Source organism: Streptomyces sp. NPDC031225, assembly GCF_055570355.1.
Genome location: NZ_JBVIHJ010000023.1, coordinates 58,559 through 76,251 on the forward strand (window position 1 = coordinate 58,559; position 17,693 = coordinate 76,251).

The window sequence follows — 17,693 nt, forward strand, 5'->3', positions numbered from 1 at the left end:
TGACCCGCGTCCCAGCGTGCGGGATGCGCGGCGACGGTGTGAAGGCGTGCTTCAGAATGGGAGACATGCCGATACCCGGGACACCCAGCCGCGCCGAGCTCGTCGACCACCTCGTGAAGACCCGTATCGCGGGTGAGGTCGCCACCCCGCGTGAGAACAACCTCTCCCACTACCGCCAGCTGGCGAACGGCAACCGTCACTACTGGCTCGGTCTGGAGCTGGGCGACCGGTGGACCGACGAGCAGGACGTGCTCGCGGTGATGGCGGAGCGGGTGGGCGTCAGCGACGACCCGGAGCACCGGTACGGCCAGGACACCATCGACCCCGAGCTGACCGTCGGCGGCCTGGAGCGGATGGCGGCCCGGCTGCGCAAGGCGGCGGACGGACAGCAGCGGGTGCTCTTCGCGACCGGCCACCCCGGCGGGCTCCTCGACGTGCACCACGCCACGGCGGCGGCACTGCGCGCAACCGGCTGCGAGATCGTGGTCATCCCGGACGGGCTGCAGACCGACGAGGGGTACGTGATGCAGTTCGCGGACGTGGCGGTCCTGGAGCACGGCGCCACCCTGTGGCACACCCACTCCGGCGAGCCGATGAAGGCCATCCTCACCGCCCTGGAGCGCGAGGGCCGCCCGCTGCCCGACCTGGTCGTCGCCGACCACGGCTGGGCGGGCTACGCCGGACAGCACGGCGTGGACTCCGTCGGGTACGCCGACTCCAACGACCCGGCCCTGTTCGTGGGCGAGTCGGAGGGCACGGTCCAGGTGACGGTCCCGCTCGACGACCACGTGGTGAGCCCGCGCCACTACGACCCGATGACGGCGTATCTCCTCAGCGAGGCCGGTCTGCGCTAGCTCCCGGCGCCTGCGGCCGCTTCCGTCCCGGCGTCGGATCCAGATACACCCGGCTCACCCCGGGGTACACCGCCCGGATCCGCTCCTCCGCCAGCTCGCAGGCCCACTCGATCTGCGCCGCCGTGGACACGTCCCGGAAGTCCACCTTGGCGGCGACCAGGGCCTCGTGCGGGCCCTGCACGAGGGTCGTCAGTTCCAGTACGGCCTCGATGTGCTCGACCGTGAGCAGTTCGGCCCTGATCCGCTCCCGCATCGGCTTCGGGAGCGGGCGGCCGATGAGGAGTTCGGCGTTGGAGCGGCCGAGCACCCAGGCGACGTACAGCAGGAGCAGGCCGATGAGGAGCGAGGCGGTGCCGTCCCACACCCCGGAGCCGGTGAGCTGCCCGCCCAGCAGGCCGCCGGCCGCCAGCAGCAGGCCGGCGAGCGCGGCCGAGTCCTCCAGGACGACGGCCTTCACGGCGGTGTCGGGGGTGTGGCGCAGGTAGACCTTGAAGGGGGCCCGGAAGCGGGCGGCCTCGCCTCGGGCCTGCTTCAGTCCGGTGCGCAGGGAGTAGCCCTCCAGGAGGAAGGCGAGCGCGAGGACGACGTACGACGCGAGGGGGTCGCCGAGTTCCTCCCCGGCGACCAGGGTGTGGATGCCGTCGTAGAGGGAGAAGACGGCGCCGCCGACGAAGGTCGCCACGGCGGCGAGCATCGCCCAGATGTACCGCTCGGGGCCGTAGCCGAGCGGATGGTCCTCGTCGGCGGGCTTCTCGCTGCGCTTGAGGGCGGTCAGGAGCAGGACCTCGGTGACGGTGTCGGCGACCGAGTGCGCGGCCTCGGAGAGCATCGCGCTGGATCCGCTGATCACTCCGGCGACGGCCTTGGCGGCGGCGATCCCGAGATTGGCGACGGCGGCGACGATCACCGTGGTCGTGGACTCGGTGGTCGTGGACTCCGGGGTGGATGCGTCGCCGCTGTCGTCAGGTGAACTCATGGTCCCCAGTGTCACCTGGGCGCCCGGACGACGCCCTCCTGGATCACCGAGATCGCCAACTGCCCGTCCTGCGTGTAGATACGGGCCTGGCCGAGACCGCGGCCGCCCGAGGCCGACGGCGACTCCTGGTCGTACAGGAGCCATTCGTCGGCGCGAAACGGGCGGTGGAACCACATCGCGTGGTCCAGCGAGGCCCCGACGACGTCACCGACGGCCCAGCCGCCGCGGCCGTGCGCGAGGAGGACCGAGTCGAGGAGCGTCATGTCGGAGACGTAGGTGGCGAGGACGACGTGCAGGAGAGGGTCGTCGGCCAGCTTGCCGTTGGTGCGGAACCACACCTGCGAGTGCGGCTCGCGCGGTTCGCCGAACTTGCCGTACGGCGGCTCCTCGACGTAGCGCAGGTCGATCGCCTCGCGGGTCTCCAGGAACTTCTCCACGACCGCCGCGCCCAGGTGGTCGTAGCCGCGCATCCGGTCCGCGTTGGTGGGGAGCGTCGCCGGGTCGGGAGCGGCCGGCATCGCGGTCTGGTGGTCGAAGCCCTCCTCGTGCCGCTGGAAGGAGGCGGAGAGGGCGAAGATCGGCTGGCCGTGCTGGACCGCGAGGACCCGGCGGGCGGTGAAGGAGCGGCCGTCGTTCATGCGGTCGACGGTGTAGACGATCGGCGCGCCCGGGTCACCGGGGCGCAGGAAGTACGCGTGCAGGGAGTGGGCGAGCCGGTCCTCGGGGACCGTCCGCCCGGCGGCGACCAGCGCCTGCGCCGCGACCTGCCCGCCGAAGACGCGGGGGACGACGGCGGGGCGGGACCGGCCGCGGAAGATGTTCTCCTCGATCTGCTCGAGGTCGAGCAGATCGAGGAGATCCTGAAGTGCCTGGCTCATGGAACTGTTGTACCGGCCGGTGATTCCGCGCGGCTTACAGGCCCATGTCCTTCGCGATGATCGACTTCATGATCTCGCTGGTGCCGCCGTAGATGCGGTTGACGCGGTTGTCCGCGTACAGGCGGGCGATCGGGTACTCGTTCATGAAGCCGTAGCCGCCGTGCAGCTGGAGGCAGCGGTCGATGACGCGGTGGGCGACCTCGGTGGTGAACAGCTTGGCGCTGGCGGCCTCGGCGGGGGTCAGCTCGCCCGCGTCGAGGGCTTCGAGGGCGCGGTCGACGACGGCCTCGGCCGCGTCCACCTCGGCCTGGCAGGCGGCCAGCTCGAACTTGGTGTTCTGGAAGGTGGCGACCGTCTTGCCGAAGACGGTGCGCTCCTGGACGTACTCCTTGGCGAACCGGACGGCGGCCTTGGCCTGCGCGTAGGCGCCGAAGGCGATGCCCCAGCGCTCGGAGGCGAGGTTGTGACCGAGGTAGTAGAAGCCCTTGTTCTCCTCGCCGAGGAGGTCCTCGACGGGAACCTTGACGTCGACGAACGCCAGCTCGGCGGTGTCGGAGGTCTTCAGGCCCAGCTTGTCCAGCTTGCGGCCGATGGAGTAGCCCTCGGACTTGGTGTCCACGGCGAAGAGGGAGATGCCGAAGCGGCGGTCCTCGGCGGTGGGCGCGGAGGTGCGGGCGCAGACGATCACACGGTCGGCGTGGACGCCGCCGGTGATGAAGGTCTTGGAGCCGTTGAGGACGTAGTGCGTGCCGTCCTCGGAGAGCTTGGCGGTGGTCTTCATGCCCGCGAGGTCGGAGCCGGTGCCCGGCTCGGTCATCGCGAGGGCCCACATCTCCTCGGCGGAGACGAACTTCGGCAGGAAGCGCTTCTTCTGCTCGTCGGTGGCGAGCATCTTGATGTACGGCAGGCCGAGCAGGACGTGCACACCGGAGCCGCCGAACTGGACACCCGCGCGGGCGGTCTCCTCGTACATCACGGCTTCGAACTTGTACGAGTCGATGCCGGCGCCGCCGAACTCCTCGTCCACGCGGATGCCGAAGATGCCGAGCTCGGCGAGCTTGTAGTAGAAGTCGCGCGGCGCCTGGCCGGCCGCGAACCACTCGTCGTAGACCGGGACGACCTCGGCCTCGATGAAGGCCCGCAGGGTCTCCCGGAACGCCTCGTGGTCCTCGTTGAACACAGTACGGCGCACCGCCGACACCTCTCTGCGCCTAAGCCGGCGCCGCTCTCGCGTAAGTGGTTGCTCGCCGTGGGGGTTGCTCAATTGATGGTTGCGGTCCCTGGGCTAAGCGCTTGCTCAGAATTAAGGTACCGGTCGGTAGGGAGGGGCGTCCAGAGGTGATCCCGTAACCCTCGTCACGCTCCCGCCGCCCCGAAGGCACCGCGCGCCATCCGGTGCAGCAGCTCTGCCGTGACCGCCCGGCCCGGCAGTGACCCCGGCCGCCCCAGGTGCGGGGTCGAGTTCAGCAGGCCGAAGACCGAGTGGACCGCGGACCGGGCCGCCGGTTCGGTCAGTGCCGGGTACACCTCGCGGACCACCTCCACCCACAGCTCGACGTACTGCCGCTGGAGCTGCCGGACCAGCTTGCGGTCACTGTCGCGCAGGCGGTCCAGTTCGCGGTCGTGGAGGGTGATGAGGGGACGGTCGTCGAGGGCGAAGTCGATATGGCCCTCGATCAGCGAGTCCAGCAGCGCCTGCGGGTCGTCGCCGCCCCACTCGGCCACCCTGCGCTTGCCGCCCGTCAGCAGCTGCCCGCTGATCCCCACCAGCAGCTCCGCGAGCATCGCGTCCTTGCCAGGGAAGTGCCGGTAGAGACCGGGGCCGCTGATGCCGACCGCGGCGCCTATCTCGTCCACGCCCACACCGTGGAACCCGCGCTCGGCGAACAGCCGCGCGGCCTCCTTGAGGATCTGCTCCCGGCGCGTGGGGGAGTCGGTTCTGGTGGCCATGGAAGCAATTCTAGACAGGGAGGTTAGCGGTCGTTAACCTGAGAGAGATGGTTAACGCTCATTAACAGCAGATCACTGGGTGAGGGAGACCGCGGGACATGGATCAGGCACCCGAGCTGACGAGCGCGGCGGACCCCGCGTCGGAGGCCTGGAAGGCCAACGAGGAGGCCCACCGGGCACTCGTGGACGAGCTGCGGGACAAGCTCGCCGCGGCCCGGCTGGGCGGTGGGGACAGGGCCCGGGCCCGGCACACCGCGCGCGGCAAGCTGCTGCCGCGGGACCGGGTGGACGGCCTTCTGGACCCCGGCTCGCCCTTCCTGGAGCTCGCCCCCCTCGCCGCCGACGGGATGTACGAAGGACAGGCCCCGGCCGCCGGGGTCATCGCCGGGATCGGCCGGGTCAGCGGGCGGGAGTGCGTCGTCGTCGCCAACGACGCCACCGTCAAGGGCGGCACGTACTACCCGATGACGGTGAAGAAGCACCTGCGCGCCCAGGAGGTCGCGCTCGACAACCGGCTCCCCTGCATCTACCTCGTCGACTCCGGCGGCGCCTTCCTGCCCATGCAGGACGAGGTCTTCCCGGACCGCGAGCACTTCGGGCGGATCTTCTACAACCAGGCCCGGATGTCGGGGGCGGGCATCCCGCAGATCGCCGCCGTGCTCGGGTCGTGCACGGCCGGCGGCGCCTATGTCCCGGCCATGAGCGACGAGGCCGTCATCGTGCGGAACCAGGGCACGATCTTCCTCGGCGGCCCCCCGCTGGTGAAGGCCGCCACCGGCGAGGTCGTCACCGCGGAGGAGCTCGGCGGCGGCGAGGTGCACTCCCGGGTCTCCGGCGTCACCGACCACCTCGCCGAGGACGACGCCCACGCCCTGAGGATCGTGCGGAACATCGCCGCGACCCTGCCCGCGCGCGGGCCGCTGCCCTGGTCCGTCCGGCCCGCCGTGGAGCCCAAGGTCGACCCCTACGGCCTCTACGGCGCGGTTCCCACCGACTCCCGCACCCCCTACGACGTCCGCGAGATCATCGCGCGCGTGGTCGACGGCTCCCGTTTCGCCGAGTTCAAGGCCGAGTTCGGGCAGACCCTGGTCACCGGCTTCGCCCGGATCCAGGGCCATCCGGTGGGCATCATCGGCAACAACGGCATCCTGTTCTCCGAATCGGCCCAGAAGGGCGCCCACTTCATCGAGCTGTGCGACCAGCGCGGCATCCCCCTGCTCTTCCTCCAGAACATCTCCGGCTTCATGGTCGGCAGGGACTACGAGGCGGGCGGCATCGCCAAGCACGGCGCCAAGATGGTGACCGCGGTCGCCTGCACGCGCGTGCCCAAGCTGACGGTGGTCGTGGGCGGTTCGTACGGCGCCGGGAACTACTCCATGTGCGGGCGGGCCTACTCCCCCCGGTTCCTGTGGATGTGGCCCAACGCCAAGATCTCCGTCATGGGCGGCGAACAGGCCGCATCGGTCCTCGCGACCGTCAAGCGGGACCAGTTGGAGGCGCGTGGGGAGACGTGGCCCGCCGAGGACGAAGAGGCCTTCAAGGACCCGGTCCGCACCCAGTACGAGCGTCAGGGCAACGCCTACTACGCCACCGCCCGCCTGTGGGACGACGGGGTCATCGACCCGCTCGACACCCGGCAGGTGCTCGGCCTGGCCCTGACCGCATGCGCCAACGCGCCGCTGGGCGACCCCCAGTTCGGCGTCTTCCGGATGTGAGGACCCATGTTTGACACAGTGCTTGTCGCCAACCGGGGCGAGATCGCGGTCCGCGTCATCCGCACCCTGCGCGCGCTGGGTGTGCGCTCGGTCGCCGTCTTCTCCGACGCCGACGCCGACGCGCGGCACGTCCGGGAGGCGGACACGGCGGTACGCCTGGGACCGGCGCCGGCCGCGGAGAGCTATCTGTCCGTCGAGCGGCTCCTGGAGGCGGCCGCCCGCACCGGCGCCCAGGCCGTGCACCCGGGCTACGGCTTCCTCGCGGAGAACGCGTCCTTCGCGCGCGCGTGCGCCGACGCCGGGCTGGTCTTCATCGGGCCCCCGGCGGACGCGATCGCCCTCATGGGCGACAAGATCCGCGCCAAGGAGACCGTGCAGGCGGCCGGGGTGCCGGTCGTGCCCGGCGGCCGTGACCCCGATCTCGCCGAGGCCGCCCGCGAGTTGGGCGCCCCGGTGCTGCTGAAGCCCAGCGCGGGCGGCGGCGGCAAGGGCATGCGGCTGGTCCGGGACCTCACCGTCCTCGACGAGGAGATCGCCGCCGCCCGCCGTGAGGCCCGCGCCTCCTTCGGCGACGACACGCTGCTCGTGGAGCGGTGGGTGGACCGGCCCCGGCACATCGAGATCCAGGTCCTCGCCGACGGCCACGGCAATGTGATCCACCTCGGTGAGCGCGAGTGCTCGCTGCAGCGGCGGCACCAGAAGGTCGTCGAGGAGGCGCCCTCGGTCCTGCTGGACGAGGGCACGCGCGCGTCCATGGGCGAGGCGGCGGTCCAGGCGGCCCGCTCCTGCGGCTACCGGGGCGCGGGCACCGTGGAGTTCATCGTCCCGGGCAGCGATCCGTCGTCGTACTACTTCATGGAGATGAACACCCGCCTCCAGGTGGAGCACCCGGTGACCGAGCTGGTGACCGGCCTTGACCTGGTGGAGTGGCAGCTGCGGGTCGCGGCGGGCGAGCCGCTGCCGTACGGGCAGGAGGACGTCCGACTGACCGGGCACGCGATCGAGGCCCGCGTCTGCGCGGAAGACCCCGCGAAGGGCTTCCTCCCGTCCGGCGGCACCGTGCTCCGCCTCCACGAACCCCAGGGCGACGGCGTCCGCACCGACTCCGGGCTCAGCGAGGGCACCGAGGTCGGCAGCCTCTACGACCCGATGCTGTCCAAGGTCATCGCATACGGCCCGGACCGCGCGACCGCGCTCAGGAAACTCCGGGCTGCCCTCGCGGAGACGGTGACGCTGGGCGTGCAGACCAACGCGGGGTTCCTGCGGCGGCTGCTGGCCCATCCGGACGTGGTGAAGGGCGAGTTGGACACCGGGCTGGTCGAGCGGGCGGTGAACGGCCTGGTCTCCACGGACGTCCCGGAAGAGGTGTACGAGGCGGCGGCGGCCGTCCGCCTCGAAGCACTGCGCCCGCACGGAGACGGCTGGACCGACCCGTTCTCGGTGCCGAGCGGCTGGCGGCTGGGCGGCTTCGAGAAGCCCGTCGGATTCCACCTCCGGGTACAGGAACCCGTGGAGTACGTCCCGCGCGGCACCCACACGGTCACCGAGGACCGGGTCACCGTCACCCTCGACGGGGTCCGTCACACCTTCCACCGTGCCGCCGACTGGATCGGCCGTGACGGCGACGCCTGGCACGTGCGCGACCACGACCCGGTGGCCGCATCCCTCACCCGCTCCGCGCACGCCGGTGCCGACTCGCTCACCGCGCCCATGCCCGGCACGGTGACCGTCGTGAAGGTCGCCGTCGGGGACGAGGTGGCCGCGGGCCAGAGTCTGCTCGTCGTCGAGGCGATGAAGATGGAGCACGTCATCTCCGCCCCGCACGCCGGCACCGTCGCCGAACTCGACGTCACGCCGGGCACGACGGTCGCCATGGACCAGGTCCTGGCCGTGATCGCACCCCACGAGGAGGCGGCGAAGTGACCCTGCCCATGACGGTCCCCGAACCCGGCCTGCCCGCCCGCGTCCGTATCCACGAGGTCGGCGCCCGCGACGGCCTGCAGAACGAGAAGTCGACCGTGCCGACGGAGGTGAAGGCGGAGTTCGTGCGCCGCCTCGCCGACGCGGGGCTCACCACGATCGAGGCGACGAGCTTCGTCCACCCGAAGTGGGTGCCTCAACTGGCCGACGCGGAACAGCTGTTCCCGCGCGTCAGCGACCTGGCGGCGGACCTCCCCGTCCTCGTGCCGAACGAACGCGGCCTGGACCGCGCCCTCGCGCTGGGCGCCACCCGGGTGGCCGTCTTCGCGAGCGCCACCGAGTCCTTCGCCAAGGCCAACCTCAACCGCACGGTGGACGAGGCCCTGGCGATGTTCGAGCCGGTCGTCGGCCGGGCCAGGGCGGCGGGCGTGCACGTCCGCGGCTATCTGTCGATGTGCTTCGGCGACCCGTGGGAGGGCGCGGTCCCCGTCCCGCAGGTGGTCAGGGTCAGCCGCGCCCTGCTCGACATGGGCTGCGACGAACTCAGCCTCGGCGACACCATCGGCGTGGCGACACCGGGCCACGTACGGGCGCTGCTGACCGAACTCGACGTCCCGGTCGAGACGTTGGGCGTGCACTTCCACGACACGTACGGCCAGGCCCTCGCCAACACCTACGCGGCCCTCCAGCACGGCGTCACCACGGTGGACGCCTCCGCGGGCGGCCTCGGCGGCTGCCCGTACGCCAAGTCCGCCACCGGCAACCTCGCCACCGAGGACCTCGTGTGGATGCTTCAGGGCCTCGGCATCGACACCGGGGTCGACCTCGGCTCTCTCGTCGCCACCAGCGTCTGGATGGCCGAACACCTGGGCCGACCCAGCCCGTCCCGTACCGTCCGCGCCCTCTCCCACCAGGAGTGACCCACCGATGGACCACCGCCTCTCCCCCGAGCTGGAAGAACTCCGCCGCACGGTCGAGGAGTTCGCCCATGACGTAGTGGCGCCGAAGATCGGCGAGTACTACGAGCACCACGAGTTCCCGTACGAGATCGTCCGCGAGATGGGCCGCATGGGCCTGTTCGGGCTGCCGTTCCCCGAGGAGTACGGCGGGATGGGCGGCGACTACCTGGCCCTCGGCCTCGTCCTTGAGGAACTCGCGCGCGTGGACTCCTCGGTGGCGATCACCCTGGAGGCCGGCGTCTCCCTGGGCGCCATGCCGATCCACCTGTTCGGCACCGAGGAGCAGAAGCGCGAGTGGCTGCCCCGGCTGTGCTCGGGCGAGATCCTGGGCGCGTTCGGCCTCACGGAACCGGACGGCGGCAGCGACGCCGGGGCGACCCGCACCACGGCCCGCCTCGACCCGGACACCGACGAATGGGTCATCAACGGCACCAAGTGCTTCATCACCAACTCCGGCACCGACATCACGGGCCTGGTCACCGTCACCGCGGTCACCGGGCGCAAGCCGGACGGCAAGCCGCTGATCTCCTCGATCATCGTGCCGTCGGGCACCCCGGGCTTCGCGGTCGCGGCGCCGTACTCGAAGGTCGGCTGGAACGCCTCCGACACCCGTGAGCTGTCCTTCTCCGACGTCCGGGTCCCGGCGGCGAACCTGCTGGGTGAACAGGGCCGCGGCTACGCCCAGTTCCTGCGCATCCTCGACGAGGGCCGGATCGCCATCGCCGCTCTCGCGACGGGGCTCGCGCAGGGCTGTGTGGACGAGTCGGTGAAGTACGCGAAGGAGCGGGTGGCGTTCGGGCGGCCCATCGGCGCCAACCAGGCCATCCAGTTCAAGATCGCCGACATGGAGATGAAGGCCCACACGGCCCGCCTCGCCTGGCGGGACGCGGCCTCGCGCCTGGTCTTGGGCGAGCCCTTCAAGAAGGAGGCGGCCCTCGCCAAGCTGTACTCCTCCACGATCGCCGTGGACAACGCCCGCGACGCCACCCAGGTCCACGGCGGCTACGGCTTCATGAACGAGTACCCGGTCGCCCGTATGTGGCGCGACTCCAAGATCCTGGAGATCGGCGAGGGCACCAGCGAGGTCCAGCGGATGCTGATCGCGCGGGAGTTGGGGCTGACAGGTTAGGGCGCAGCTCACAGGGCACCCACGGCTGCGGTGGGGCGGCGCCCACCCTCTGGACATTCGGTGAGGTTAGGCTAACCTACGTTCGAACTTGTCCGGCGGGCGCTCCGCCCCGTTCGAAAGCAGCCACACATGTCCAACGCACGAGCCGCCCATCTCACCCGCCGTGGCCTCCTCGCCGCGGGAGGCGCACTCGGCCTCGGTGCCGTGCTCGCGGCCTGCGGTGACGACGACTCCGGCAGCGCGGGCTCGAGCAAGGAGACCACGGCCGCGAAGTCCGGCCCCTGGACCTTCAAGGACGACCGCGGTACGACCGTGAAGCTCGACAAGGTCCCCACGAAGATCGTCGCCTTCGTCGGCGTGGCCGCCGCGCTCCACGACTACGGCATCGAGGTCAAGGGCGTCTTCGGCCCCACCAAGACCAAGGACGGCAAGGCCGACGTCCAGGCCGGCGACATGGACGTCAGCAAGCTGACGGTCTTCGGCAACGTCTGGGACCAGTTCAACGTCGAGGAGTACGCGGCCTTCGCGCCCGAGGTCCTCATCACCACGATCTTCGACAGCGCGGGCACCCTCTGGTACGTCCCCGCCGCCTCCGCGTCCAAGATCGCCAAGCTGGCCCCGAGCGTCGGCATCTCCGTCTACGACCGCCAGCTCACCGCGCCGCTCCAGCGGGTGTGGGAGCTGGCCGAGTCCCTCGGCGCCGACATGGCGGCCGCCAAGGTCACCGACGCGAAGAAGCGGTTCGAGGCGGCGTCGGAGCGACTGCGGGCCGCCGCCAAGGCGCACCCCGACATCAAGGTGCTCGCCGGGTCCGCGGCGCAGGACGTCTTCTACGTCTCCGGCTCCAACCTCTCCGTCGACCTGGAGTACTTCAAGGCCCTCGGCGTGAACTTCGTGGAGCCGCCGGCGTCGGTGCTGAAGGCGAGCGGCGGCTGGTTCGAGAGCCTGAGCTGGGAGAACGTCGACAAGTACAAGGCGGACATCATCATGATGGACGACCGTACGGCGACGATCCAGCCGGCCGACATCACCGAGGCGACCTGGAAGCAGCTGCCCGCCGTGAAGGCCGGACAGGTCATCTCGCGCTCGCCCGAGCCGATCCCGTCGTACGACAAGTGCGTGGCGATGGTGGAGAACCTCGCGAAGGCGATCGAGACCGCGAAGAAGGTCAGTTAGTCCCCCGAGCAGGCATCCCTGACGTCGATTCAGGAGTTACCCATGACTACGGCCGTAGCCGCCCCGTTCCGTTTCTTTTCCCTCCAGGTCGAACGGACGAGGCGGCTCGGGCCGTCTCTCGTCCGGGTCAGCTTCAGCGGGGAGGACGTCCGGCACTTCTTCTCCGACGGACGCGATCAGTCCCTGTCCCTGTTCCTCCCCGCCGAAGGGCGGACCGAGCCCGGTGTTCCCGTCGAGCTCGGGGACGGCTGGTGGCAGGCCTGGCGGGAGCTGCCGGACGAGGAGCGCGCGGTCATGCGGTCGTACACCCTCCGGGGTCTGCGGCGCGATCCCGACGAGATCGACATCGACTTCGTGCTGCACGAGCCCGCCGGGCCCGCGTCCCGCTGGGCCGCGCGGGCCTGCGCCGGGGACAGGGTCCAGTTGCTCGGGCCTGCGGTCGCCGACAACCGGGCGATCCGGTTCCGGCCGCCCGAGGACACCGATCTGGTGCTGCTGTGGGGCGACGAGACCGCGCTCCCGGCCGTCTCGGCGATCCTCGAATCGCTGCCCGCAGGACAGCGTGCGCGGGTCTGGCTGGAGGTGCACGACGCCGGGGACATCCAGGATCTGGTCACCGAGGCCGATGCCGAGATCACCTGGCTCGTGCGGGACAGGACCGGGGCCGAGGCGACCCCGCTGGCCCTCGGCGCGCTGCGCGATGCCCAACTGCCGCCCGCCGAGCGGCCGTACGTCTGGATCGCCGGTGAGTCCGGGTGCGTGAAGGAGCTGCGGCGGCACTTCGTGCGGGAGCTCGGGATCGACCGGCGCCGGGTCACGTTCGTGGGCTACTGGCGGCAGGGGATGACCGAGGAGCAGCTGCGCGCGGCTGAATAGCCCTCGTCGACGTGACGCCGGTCACGGGTGAGGCGAGGTTTCCCTCGCGTTAAATTAGGTTAGGCTTACCTAAGTTGAAGCCGTGGTTCCGCCCCGCTCCTGCCCCCGCCCCGGATCGTCCCCACCGGAGGACCCCTCATGCGCTCGCACCTGCTCAATGACACGACCGCGGAGAGCTACCGCCGCTCCGTGACCGAAGGAATCGAGCGGGTGGCGGCCAAACTCGCCACCACCACAAGGCCGTTCACCGGCGTCACCGTCGACGACCTCGCCCCCCGCATCGACGGCATCGACCTCGACAAGCCCCTGCTGGACACGGCGGCGGTGCTCGACGAGCTGGAGGACGTGTACCTCCGCGACGCGGTCTACTTCCACCACCCCCGCTACCTCGCCCACCTGAACTGCCCGGTGGTCATCCCGGCCGTGCTCGGGGAGGCGATCCTCTCCGCCGTCAACTCCTCCCTGGACACCTGGGACCAGTCGGCCGGCGGCACCCTCATCGAGCGCAAACTGATCGACTGGACGACCGCGCGCATCGGCCTCGGCCCCGTCGCCGACGGCGTGTTCACCTCGGGCGGGACGCAGTCCAACCTCCAGGCACTGCTCCTGGCCCGCGAGGAGGCCAAGGCCGACAGCTTCGCCAGGCTGCGCATCTTCGCCTCCGAGGTCAGCCACTTCAGCGTGAAGAAGTCCGCCAAGATCCTCGGTCTGAGCCAGGACTCGGTGGTCTGCATCCCCGTCGACCAAGACAAGCGCATGCAGACCGTCGCCCTCGCTCATGAGCTGGAGCGCTGCCGTCGCGACGGTCTGGTACCGATGGCCGTCGTCGCCACCGCGGGCACCACCGACTTCGGTTCCATCGACCCGCTGCCGGAGATCGCCGAGCTGTGCGATCAGTACGGCACCTGGATGCACGTGGACGCGGCCTACGGCTGCGGGCTGCTCGCCTCCGTGAAGTACCGGCACCGCATCGACGGCATCGAGCGCGCCGACTCGGTCACCGTGGACTACCACAAGTCCTTCTTCCAGCCGGTGAGTTCGTCCGCCGTGCTGGTCCGAGACTCCTCGACCCTGCGCCACGCCACCTACCACGCGGAGTACCTCAACCCGCGCCGCATGGTGCAGGAACGAATCCCCAACCAGGTGGACAAGTCCCTCCAGACCACCCGCCGCTTCGACGCGCTCAAGCTGTGGATGACCCTGCGCGTGATGGGCGCCGACGGCGTCGGCCAGCTCTTCGACGAGGTCTGCGACCTGGCCGCCGAGGGCTGGAACCTGCTTGCCGGCGACCCGCGCTACGACGTGGTCGTCCAGCCGAGCCTGTCCACCCTGGTCTTCCGCTACATCCCCGCCGCCGTCACGGACCCGGCCGAGATCGACCGCGCCAACCTGTACGCCCGCAAGGCCCTGTTCGCCTCCGGCGACGCGGTGGTCGCGGGCACGAAGGTCCAGGGCCGCCACTACCTGAAGTTCACCCTGCTCAACCCCGAGACGACGGTCGAAGACATGTCCGTCGTCCTCGACCTGATCGCCGGCCACGCCGAGCAGTACCTGGGAGAGTCCCTTGACCGCGCGTCCTGACAACCCGTCCACCACCTACGACTTCGTGGGGATCGGGCTCGGCCCGTTCAACCTAGGCCTCGCGTGCCTCACCGAACCCATCGACGAGCTCGACGGGATCTTCCTGGACTCCAAGCCCGACTTCGAGTGGCACGCCGGCATGTTCCTGGACGGCGCCCACCTCCAGACCCCGTTCATGTCGGACCTGGTCACCCTCGCCGACCCGACCTCGCCGTACTCCTTCCTCAACTACCTGAAGGAGAAGGGCCGGCTGTACTCGTTCTACATCCGCGAGAACTTCTATCCGCTGCGGGTGGAGTACGACGACTACTGCCGCTGGGCCGCGAACAAGCTGGGCAACGTCCGCTTCGGCACGACGGTCACCGAGGTGACGTACGAGAGCGACGTCTACGTCGTGAGGACCTCGGCCGGCGACGAGTTCCGCGCCCGCCACCTGGTCCTCGGCACCGGCACCCCGCCGTACGTCCCGGAGGCCTGCCGGGGACTGGGCGGCGACTTCATCCACAACTCCCGCTACATGCAGGAGCGTTCGGAGCTGGTGAAGAAGGAGTCGATCACCCTCGTCGGCTCCGGGCAGTCCGCCGCCGAGATCTACCTCGACCTCCTCGGCGAGATCGACGTCCACGGCTACCGGCTGAACTGGGTGACCCGCTCCCCGCGCTTCTTCCCCCTCGAATACACCAAGCTCACGCTGGAGATGACCTCCCCGGAGTACATCGACTACTACCGCGAGCTGCCCGAGGCCACCCGCTACCGGCTCACCGCCGAGCAGAAGGGCCTGTTCAAGGGCATCGACGGCGACCTCATCAACGAGATCTTCGACCTGCTGTACCAGAAGAACCTCGGCGGCCCGGTCCCCACCCGCCTGCTCACCAACTCCTCGCTGAACAGCGCGCGTCACGAGAACGGCACGTACACGCTCTCCTTCCGCCAGGAGGAGCAGGAGAAGGACTTCGAGATCGAGTCGCAGGGCCTGGTGCTGGCCACCGGCTACAAGTACGCCGAGCCCACGTTCCTGGCACCGGTCAAGGACCGCCTGCGCTACGACTCGCACGGCAACTTCGACGTGTCCCGCAGCTACGCCATCGACGTGACGGGCAGAGGCGTGTTCCTCCAGAACGCCGGCGTCCACACGCACAGCATCACCAGCCCCGACCTGGGCATGGGCGCCTACCGCAACAGCTCCATCATCCGAGAGCTGCTCGGCACCGAGTACTACCCGGTCGAGAAGACGATCGCGTTCCAGGAGTTCGCCGTATGAGCGCCACCACCGCAGGCACCTTCACCTTCCGCCCCCTCGACCCCCTGAAGGACGCCGAGTTGCTGCACGGGTGGGTGACCCACCCCAAGGCGGCGTTCTGGATGATGCAGGACGCCACGCTGGTCGACGTCGAGCGCGCCTACATGGACATCGCCGCCGACGAGCACCACCACGCGGCTCTGGGCCTGGACGAGCACGGCGTCCCCGCCTTCCTGATGGAGAGGTACGACCCCGCGCACCGGGAACTGGTCGGCCTGTACGAGCCGCGGCCCGGCGATGTCGGCATGCACTTCCTGACCCCGGCGACCGACCGGCCCGTGCACGGCTTCACCCGGTCCGTCATCACCGCCGTGATGGCCCACCTCTTCGAGGACCCGGCCGTCCAGCGGGTCGCCGTGGAACCGGACGTCTCCAACAAGGCCGTCCACGCCCTGAACGAGGCGGTCGGCTTCGTGCCCGAGCGAGAGATCCAGAAGCCGGAGAAGAAGGCCCTGTTGAGCTTCTGCACCCGGGATCAGTTCTTCATGGCGACGGGGGTGACCGCATGAGCCTCGCCGACGCCGTGGCCCATCTCTCCCCCGAACGCTGGGAGACCGCCAACCGCCTGCTGATCCGCAAGGGTCTCGCCGAGTTCGCGCACGAGCGGCTGATCGAACCCGAGGAGACGGACAAGGACCAGTACGTCGTCCGCAGCGACGACGGCAAGACCCGCTACGACTTCACCGCCGTCCGCCGCGCCCTCGACCACTGGCAGGTCGACGCCGGCTCGATCACCCGGCACCGCGAGGGCACCGAACTCCCCCTCGCCGCACTGGACTTCTTCATCGAGCTGAAGCAGACCCTGGGCCTGAGCGACGAGATCCTGCCGGTCTACCTGGAGGAGATCTCCTCCACCCTCTCGGGCACCTGCTACAAACTCACCAAGCCGCGGATCCCGGTCGCCGAACTCGCGAAGAGCTCCTTCCAGGACATCGAGACCGGCATGACCGAGGGCCACCCCTGCTTCGTCGCCAACAACGGACGGCTCGGCTTCGGCATCCACGAGTACCTCTCGTACGCCCCCGAGACCGCGAGCCCGGTCCGCCTGGTCTGGCTCGCCGCGCACCGCTCGCGCGCCGCGTTCACGGCCGGGGTCGGCATCGAGTACGAGTCGTTCGTACGGCAGGAGCTGGGCGGGGAGACCGTCGAGCGCTTCCACGGCGTCCTGCGCGACAAGGGCCTCGACCCGGACGACTACCTCCTCATACCGGTCCACCCCTGGCAGTGGTGGAACAAGCTCACCGTCACCTTCGCCGCCGAGATCGCCCGCGACCTGCTCGTCTGCCTCGGCGAGGGCGACGACGAGTACCTGGCCCAGCAGTCCATCCGGACCTTCTTCAACACCTCGCACCCGGAGAGGCACTATGTGAAGACGGCCCTGTCCGTCCTCAACATGGGCTTCATGCGCGGACTCTCGGCCGCCTACATGGAGGCGACCCCGGCCATCAACGACTGGCTCGCCGCACTCATCGACGGCGACCCCGTGCTGAAGTCCACCGGTCTGTCGATCATCCGCGAGCGGGCCGCCGTGGGCTACCGGCACCTGGAGTACGAGGCGGCCACGGACCGCTACTCGGCCTACCGCAAGATGCTGGCCGCGCTGTGGCGCGAGAGCCCGGTCCCCTCCCTCCGGGACGGCGAGTCGCTCGCCACCATGGCCTCGCTGGTCCATGTCGACCACGAGGACCGGTCGTTCGCGGGCGCGCTCATCGAGCGGTCGGGCCTCACCCCGACGGACTGGCTGCGCCGCTACCTGCGCGCCTACTACACCCCGCTGCTGCACAGCTTCTACGCCTACGACCTGGTGTACATGCCGCACGGCGAGAACGTCATCCTGGTCCTCAAGGACGGCGTGGTCGAGCGCGCGATCTACAAGGACATCGCCGAGGAGATCGCCGTCATGGACCCGGACGCGGTGCTGCCGCCGGCGGTCGAACGGCTGCGCGTCGAGGTCCCGGACGACAAGAAGCTGCTGTCGATCTTCACGGACGTCTTCGACTGCTTCTTCCGCTTCCTCGCCGCGAACCTCGCCTCCGAGGGGATCCTGGAGGAGGAGGACTTCTGGCGCACGGTCGCCGAGGTCACCCGCGACTACCAGCGCTCGGTGCCGGAACTCGCCGACAAGTTCGAGCGGTACGACATGTTCGCGCCCGAGTTCGCCCTCTCCTGCCTCAACCGCCTCCAGCTGCGCAACAACAAGCAGATGGTGGACCTGGCGGACCCGTCGGGCGCGCTCCAGCTGGTCGGCACGCTCAACAACCCCATCGCCGGCCTGTAGCAGCCCAACCACCAGGCGGGGCACGGGAGTACGGTCCTCCCGAGCCCCGTCTGTTTCCGGCTTTTCTCGTCGCTGTTGAGCACACGGCGGGGACAGCATCG

At 70.0% G+C, this 17,693-nt stretch carries 15 protein-coding genes; 11 read left to right on the top strand and 4 right to left on the bottom strand.

Annotated features, from left to right (window positions below):
* Positions 1-65 precede the first annotated feature (65 nt).
* Positions 66-854, top strand: coding sequence for a phosphatase (locus tag ACZ48Z_RS32840; RefSeq protein WP_468739538.1), 789 nt, complete (start codon positions 66-68; stop codon positions 852-854).
* Here ACZ48Z_RS32840 and ACZ48Z_RS32845 read toward each other — a convergent pair.
* The 4 genes from ACZ48Z_RS32845 to ACZ48Z_RS32860 form a co-directional block, all read right to left on the bottom strand.
* The gene (locus tag ACZ48Z_RS32845) at positions 832-1,830 is read right to left on the bottom strand and encodes a cation diffusion facilitator family transporter (protein ID WP_468739539.1); all 999 of its coding nucleotides are present in this window, start codon (positions 1,828-1,830) and stop codon (positions 832-834) included. The two genes, ACZ48Z_RS32840 and ACZ48Z_RS32845, sit on opposite strands and share 23 nt — an antisense overlap.
* 11 nt (positions 1,831-1,841) lie before the next feature.
* Complete coding sequence (locus tag ACZ48Z_RS32850; RefSeq protein WP_468739540.1) at positions 1,842-2,708, bottom strand: acyl-CoA thioesterase; 867 nt, start codon at positions 2,706-2,708, stop codon at positions 1,842-1,844.
* Between the two features lie 34 nt (positions 2,709-2,742).
* Complete coding sequence (locus tag ACZ48Z_RS32855; RefSeq protein WP_389111243.1) at positions 2,743-3,900, bottom strand: acyl-CoA dehydrogenase family protein; 1,158 nt, start codon at positions 3,898-3,900, stop codon at positions 2,743-2,745.
* A gap of 164 nt (positions 3,901-4,064) precedes the next feature.
* Positions 4,065-4,658, bottom strand: coding sequence for an SACE_7040 family transcriptional regulator (locus ACZ48Z_RS32860; protein ID WP_468739541.1), 594 nt, complete (start codon positions 4,656-4,658; stop codon positions 4,065-4,067).
* A gap of 98 nt (positions 4,659-4,756) precedes the next feature.
* Between ACZ48Z_RS32860 and ACZ48Z_RS32865 the strand changes: the two genes are divergently transcribed.
* The 10 genes from ACZ48Z_RS32865 to ACZ48Z_RS32910 all read left to right on the top strand — a co-directional run bounded on the left by ACZ48Z_RS32865 (position 4,757) and on the right by ACZ48Z_RS32910 (position 17,592).
* Positions 4,757-6,373 (top strand): carboxyl transferase domain-containing protein, encoded by a 1,617-nt coding sequence (locus ACZ48Z_RS32865; RefSeq protein WP_468739542.1) that lies wholly within the window; start codon positions 4,757-4,759, stop codon positions 6,371-6,373.
* Between the two features lie 6 nt (positions 6,374-6,379).
* The gene (locus ACZ48Z_RS32870; RefSeq protein WP_468739543.1) at positions 6,380-8,296 is read left to right on the top strand and encodes an acetyl/propionyl/methylcrotonyl-CoA carboxylase subunit alpha; all 1,917 of its coding nucleotides are present in this window, start codon (positions 6,380-6,382) and stop codon (positions 8,294-8,296) included.
* On the top strand, positions 8,293-9,213 hold the full coding sequence (locus tag ACZ48Z_RS32875; protein ID WP_468739544.1) for a hydroxymethylglutaryl-CoA lyase: 921 nt from the start codon (positions 8,293-8,295) through the stop codon (positions 9,211-9,213). Before ACZ48Z_RS32870 ends, ACZ48Z_RS32875 begins: the two co-directional genes overlap by 4 nt.
* Positions 9,214-9,220: 7 nt before the next feature.
* The gene (locus ACZ48Z_RS32880; RefSeq protein WP_468739545.1) at positions 9,221-10,381 is read left to right on the top strand and encodes an acyl-CoA dehydrogenase family protein; all 1,161 of its coding nucleotides are present in this window, start codon (positions 9,221-9,223) and stop codon (positions 10,379-10,381) included.
* Positions 10,382-10,510: 129 nt separating this feature from the next.
* Complete coding sequence (locus ACZ48Z_RS32885; RefSeq protein ID WP_468739546.1) at positions 10,511-11,557, top strand: ABC transporter substrate-binding protein; 1,047 nt, start codon at positions 10,511-10,513, stop codon at positions 11,555-11,557.
* A 42-nt stretch (positions 11,558-11,599) separates the two neighbouring features.
* On the top strand, positions 11,600-12,433 hold the full coding sequence (locus tag ACZ48Z_RS32890; protein ID WP_468739547.1) for a siderophore-interacting protein: 834 nt from the start codon (positions 11,600-11,602) through the stop codon (positions 12,431-12,433).
* Positions 12,434-12,571: 138 nt separating this feature from the next.
* Positions 12,572-14,014: a lysine decarboxylase DesA gene (gene desA / locus ACZ48Z_RS32895; protein ID WP_468739548.1), complete on the top strand. Its 1,443-nt coding sequence runs from the start codon at positions 12,572-12,574 to the stop codon at positions 14,012-14,014.
* The gene (locus ACZ48Z_RS32900) at positions 13,998-15,275 is read left to right on the top strand and encodes a lysine N(6)-hydroxylase/L-ornithine N(5)-oxygenase family protein (protein ID WP_468739549.1); all 1,278 of its coding nucleotides are present in this window, start codon (positions 13,998-14,000) and stop codon (positions 15,273-15,275) included. The genes desA and ACZ48Z_RS32900 overlap by 17 nt, the downstream gene beginning before the upstream one ends.
* Positions 15,272-15,823: a GNAT family N-acetyltransferase gene (locus ACZ48Z_RS32905; protein WP_468739550.1), complete on the top strand. Its 552-nt coding sequence runs from the start codon at positions 15,272-15,274 to the stop codon at positions 15,821-15,823. Before ACZ48Z_RS32900 ends, ACZ48Z_RS32905 begins: the two co-directional genes overlap by 4 nt.
* Complete coding sequence (locus ACZ48Z_RS32910) at positions 15,820-17,592, top strand: IucA/IucC family protein (protein WP_468739551.1); 1,773 nt, start codon at positions 15,820-15,822, stop codon at positions 17,590-17,592. The genes ACZ48Z_RS32905 and ACZ48Z_RS32910 overlap by 4 nt, the downstream gene beginning before the upstream one ends.
* The last annotated feature ends 101 nt before the right edge of the window (positions 17,593-17,693 follow it).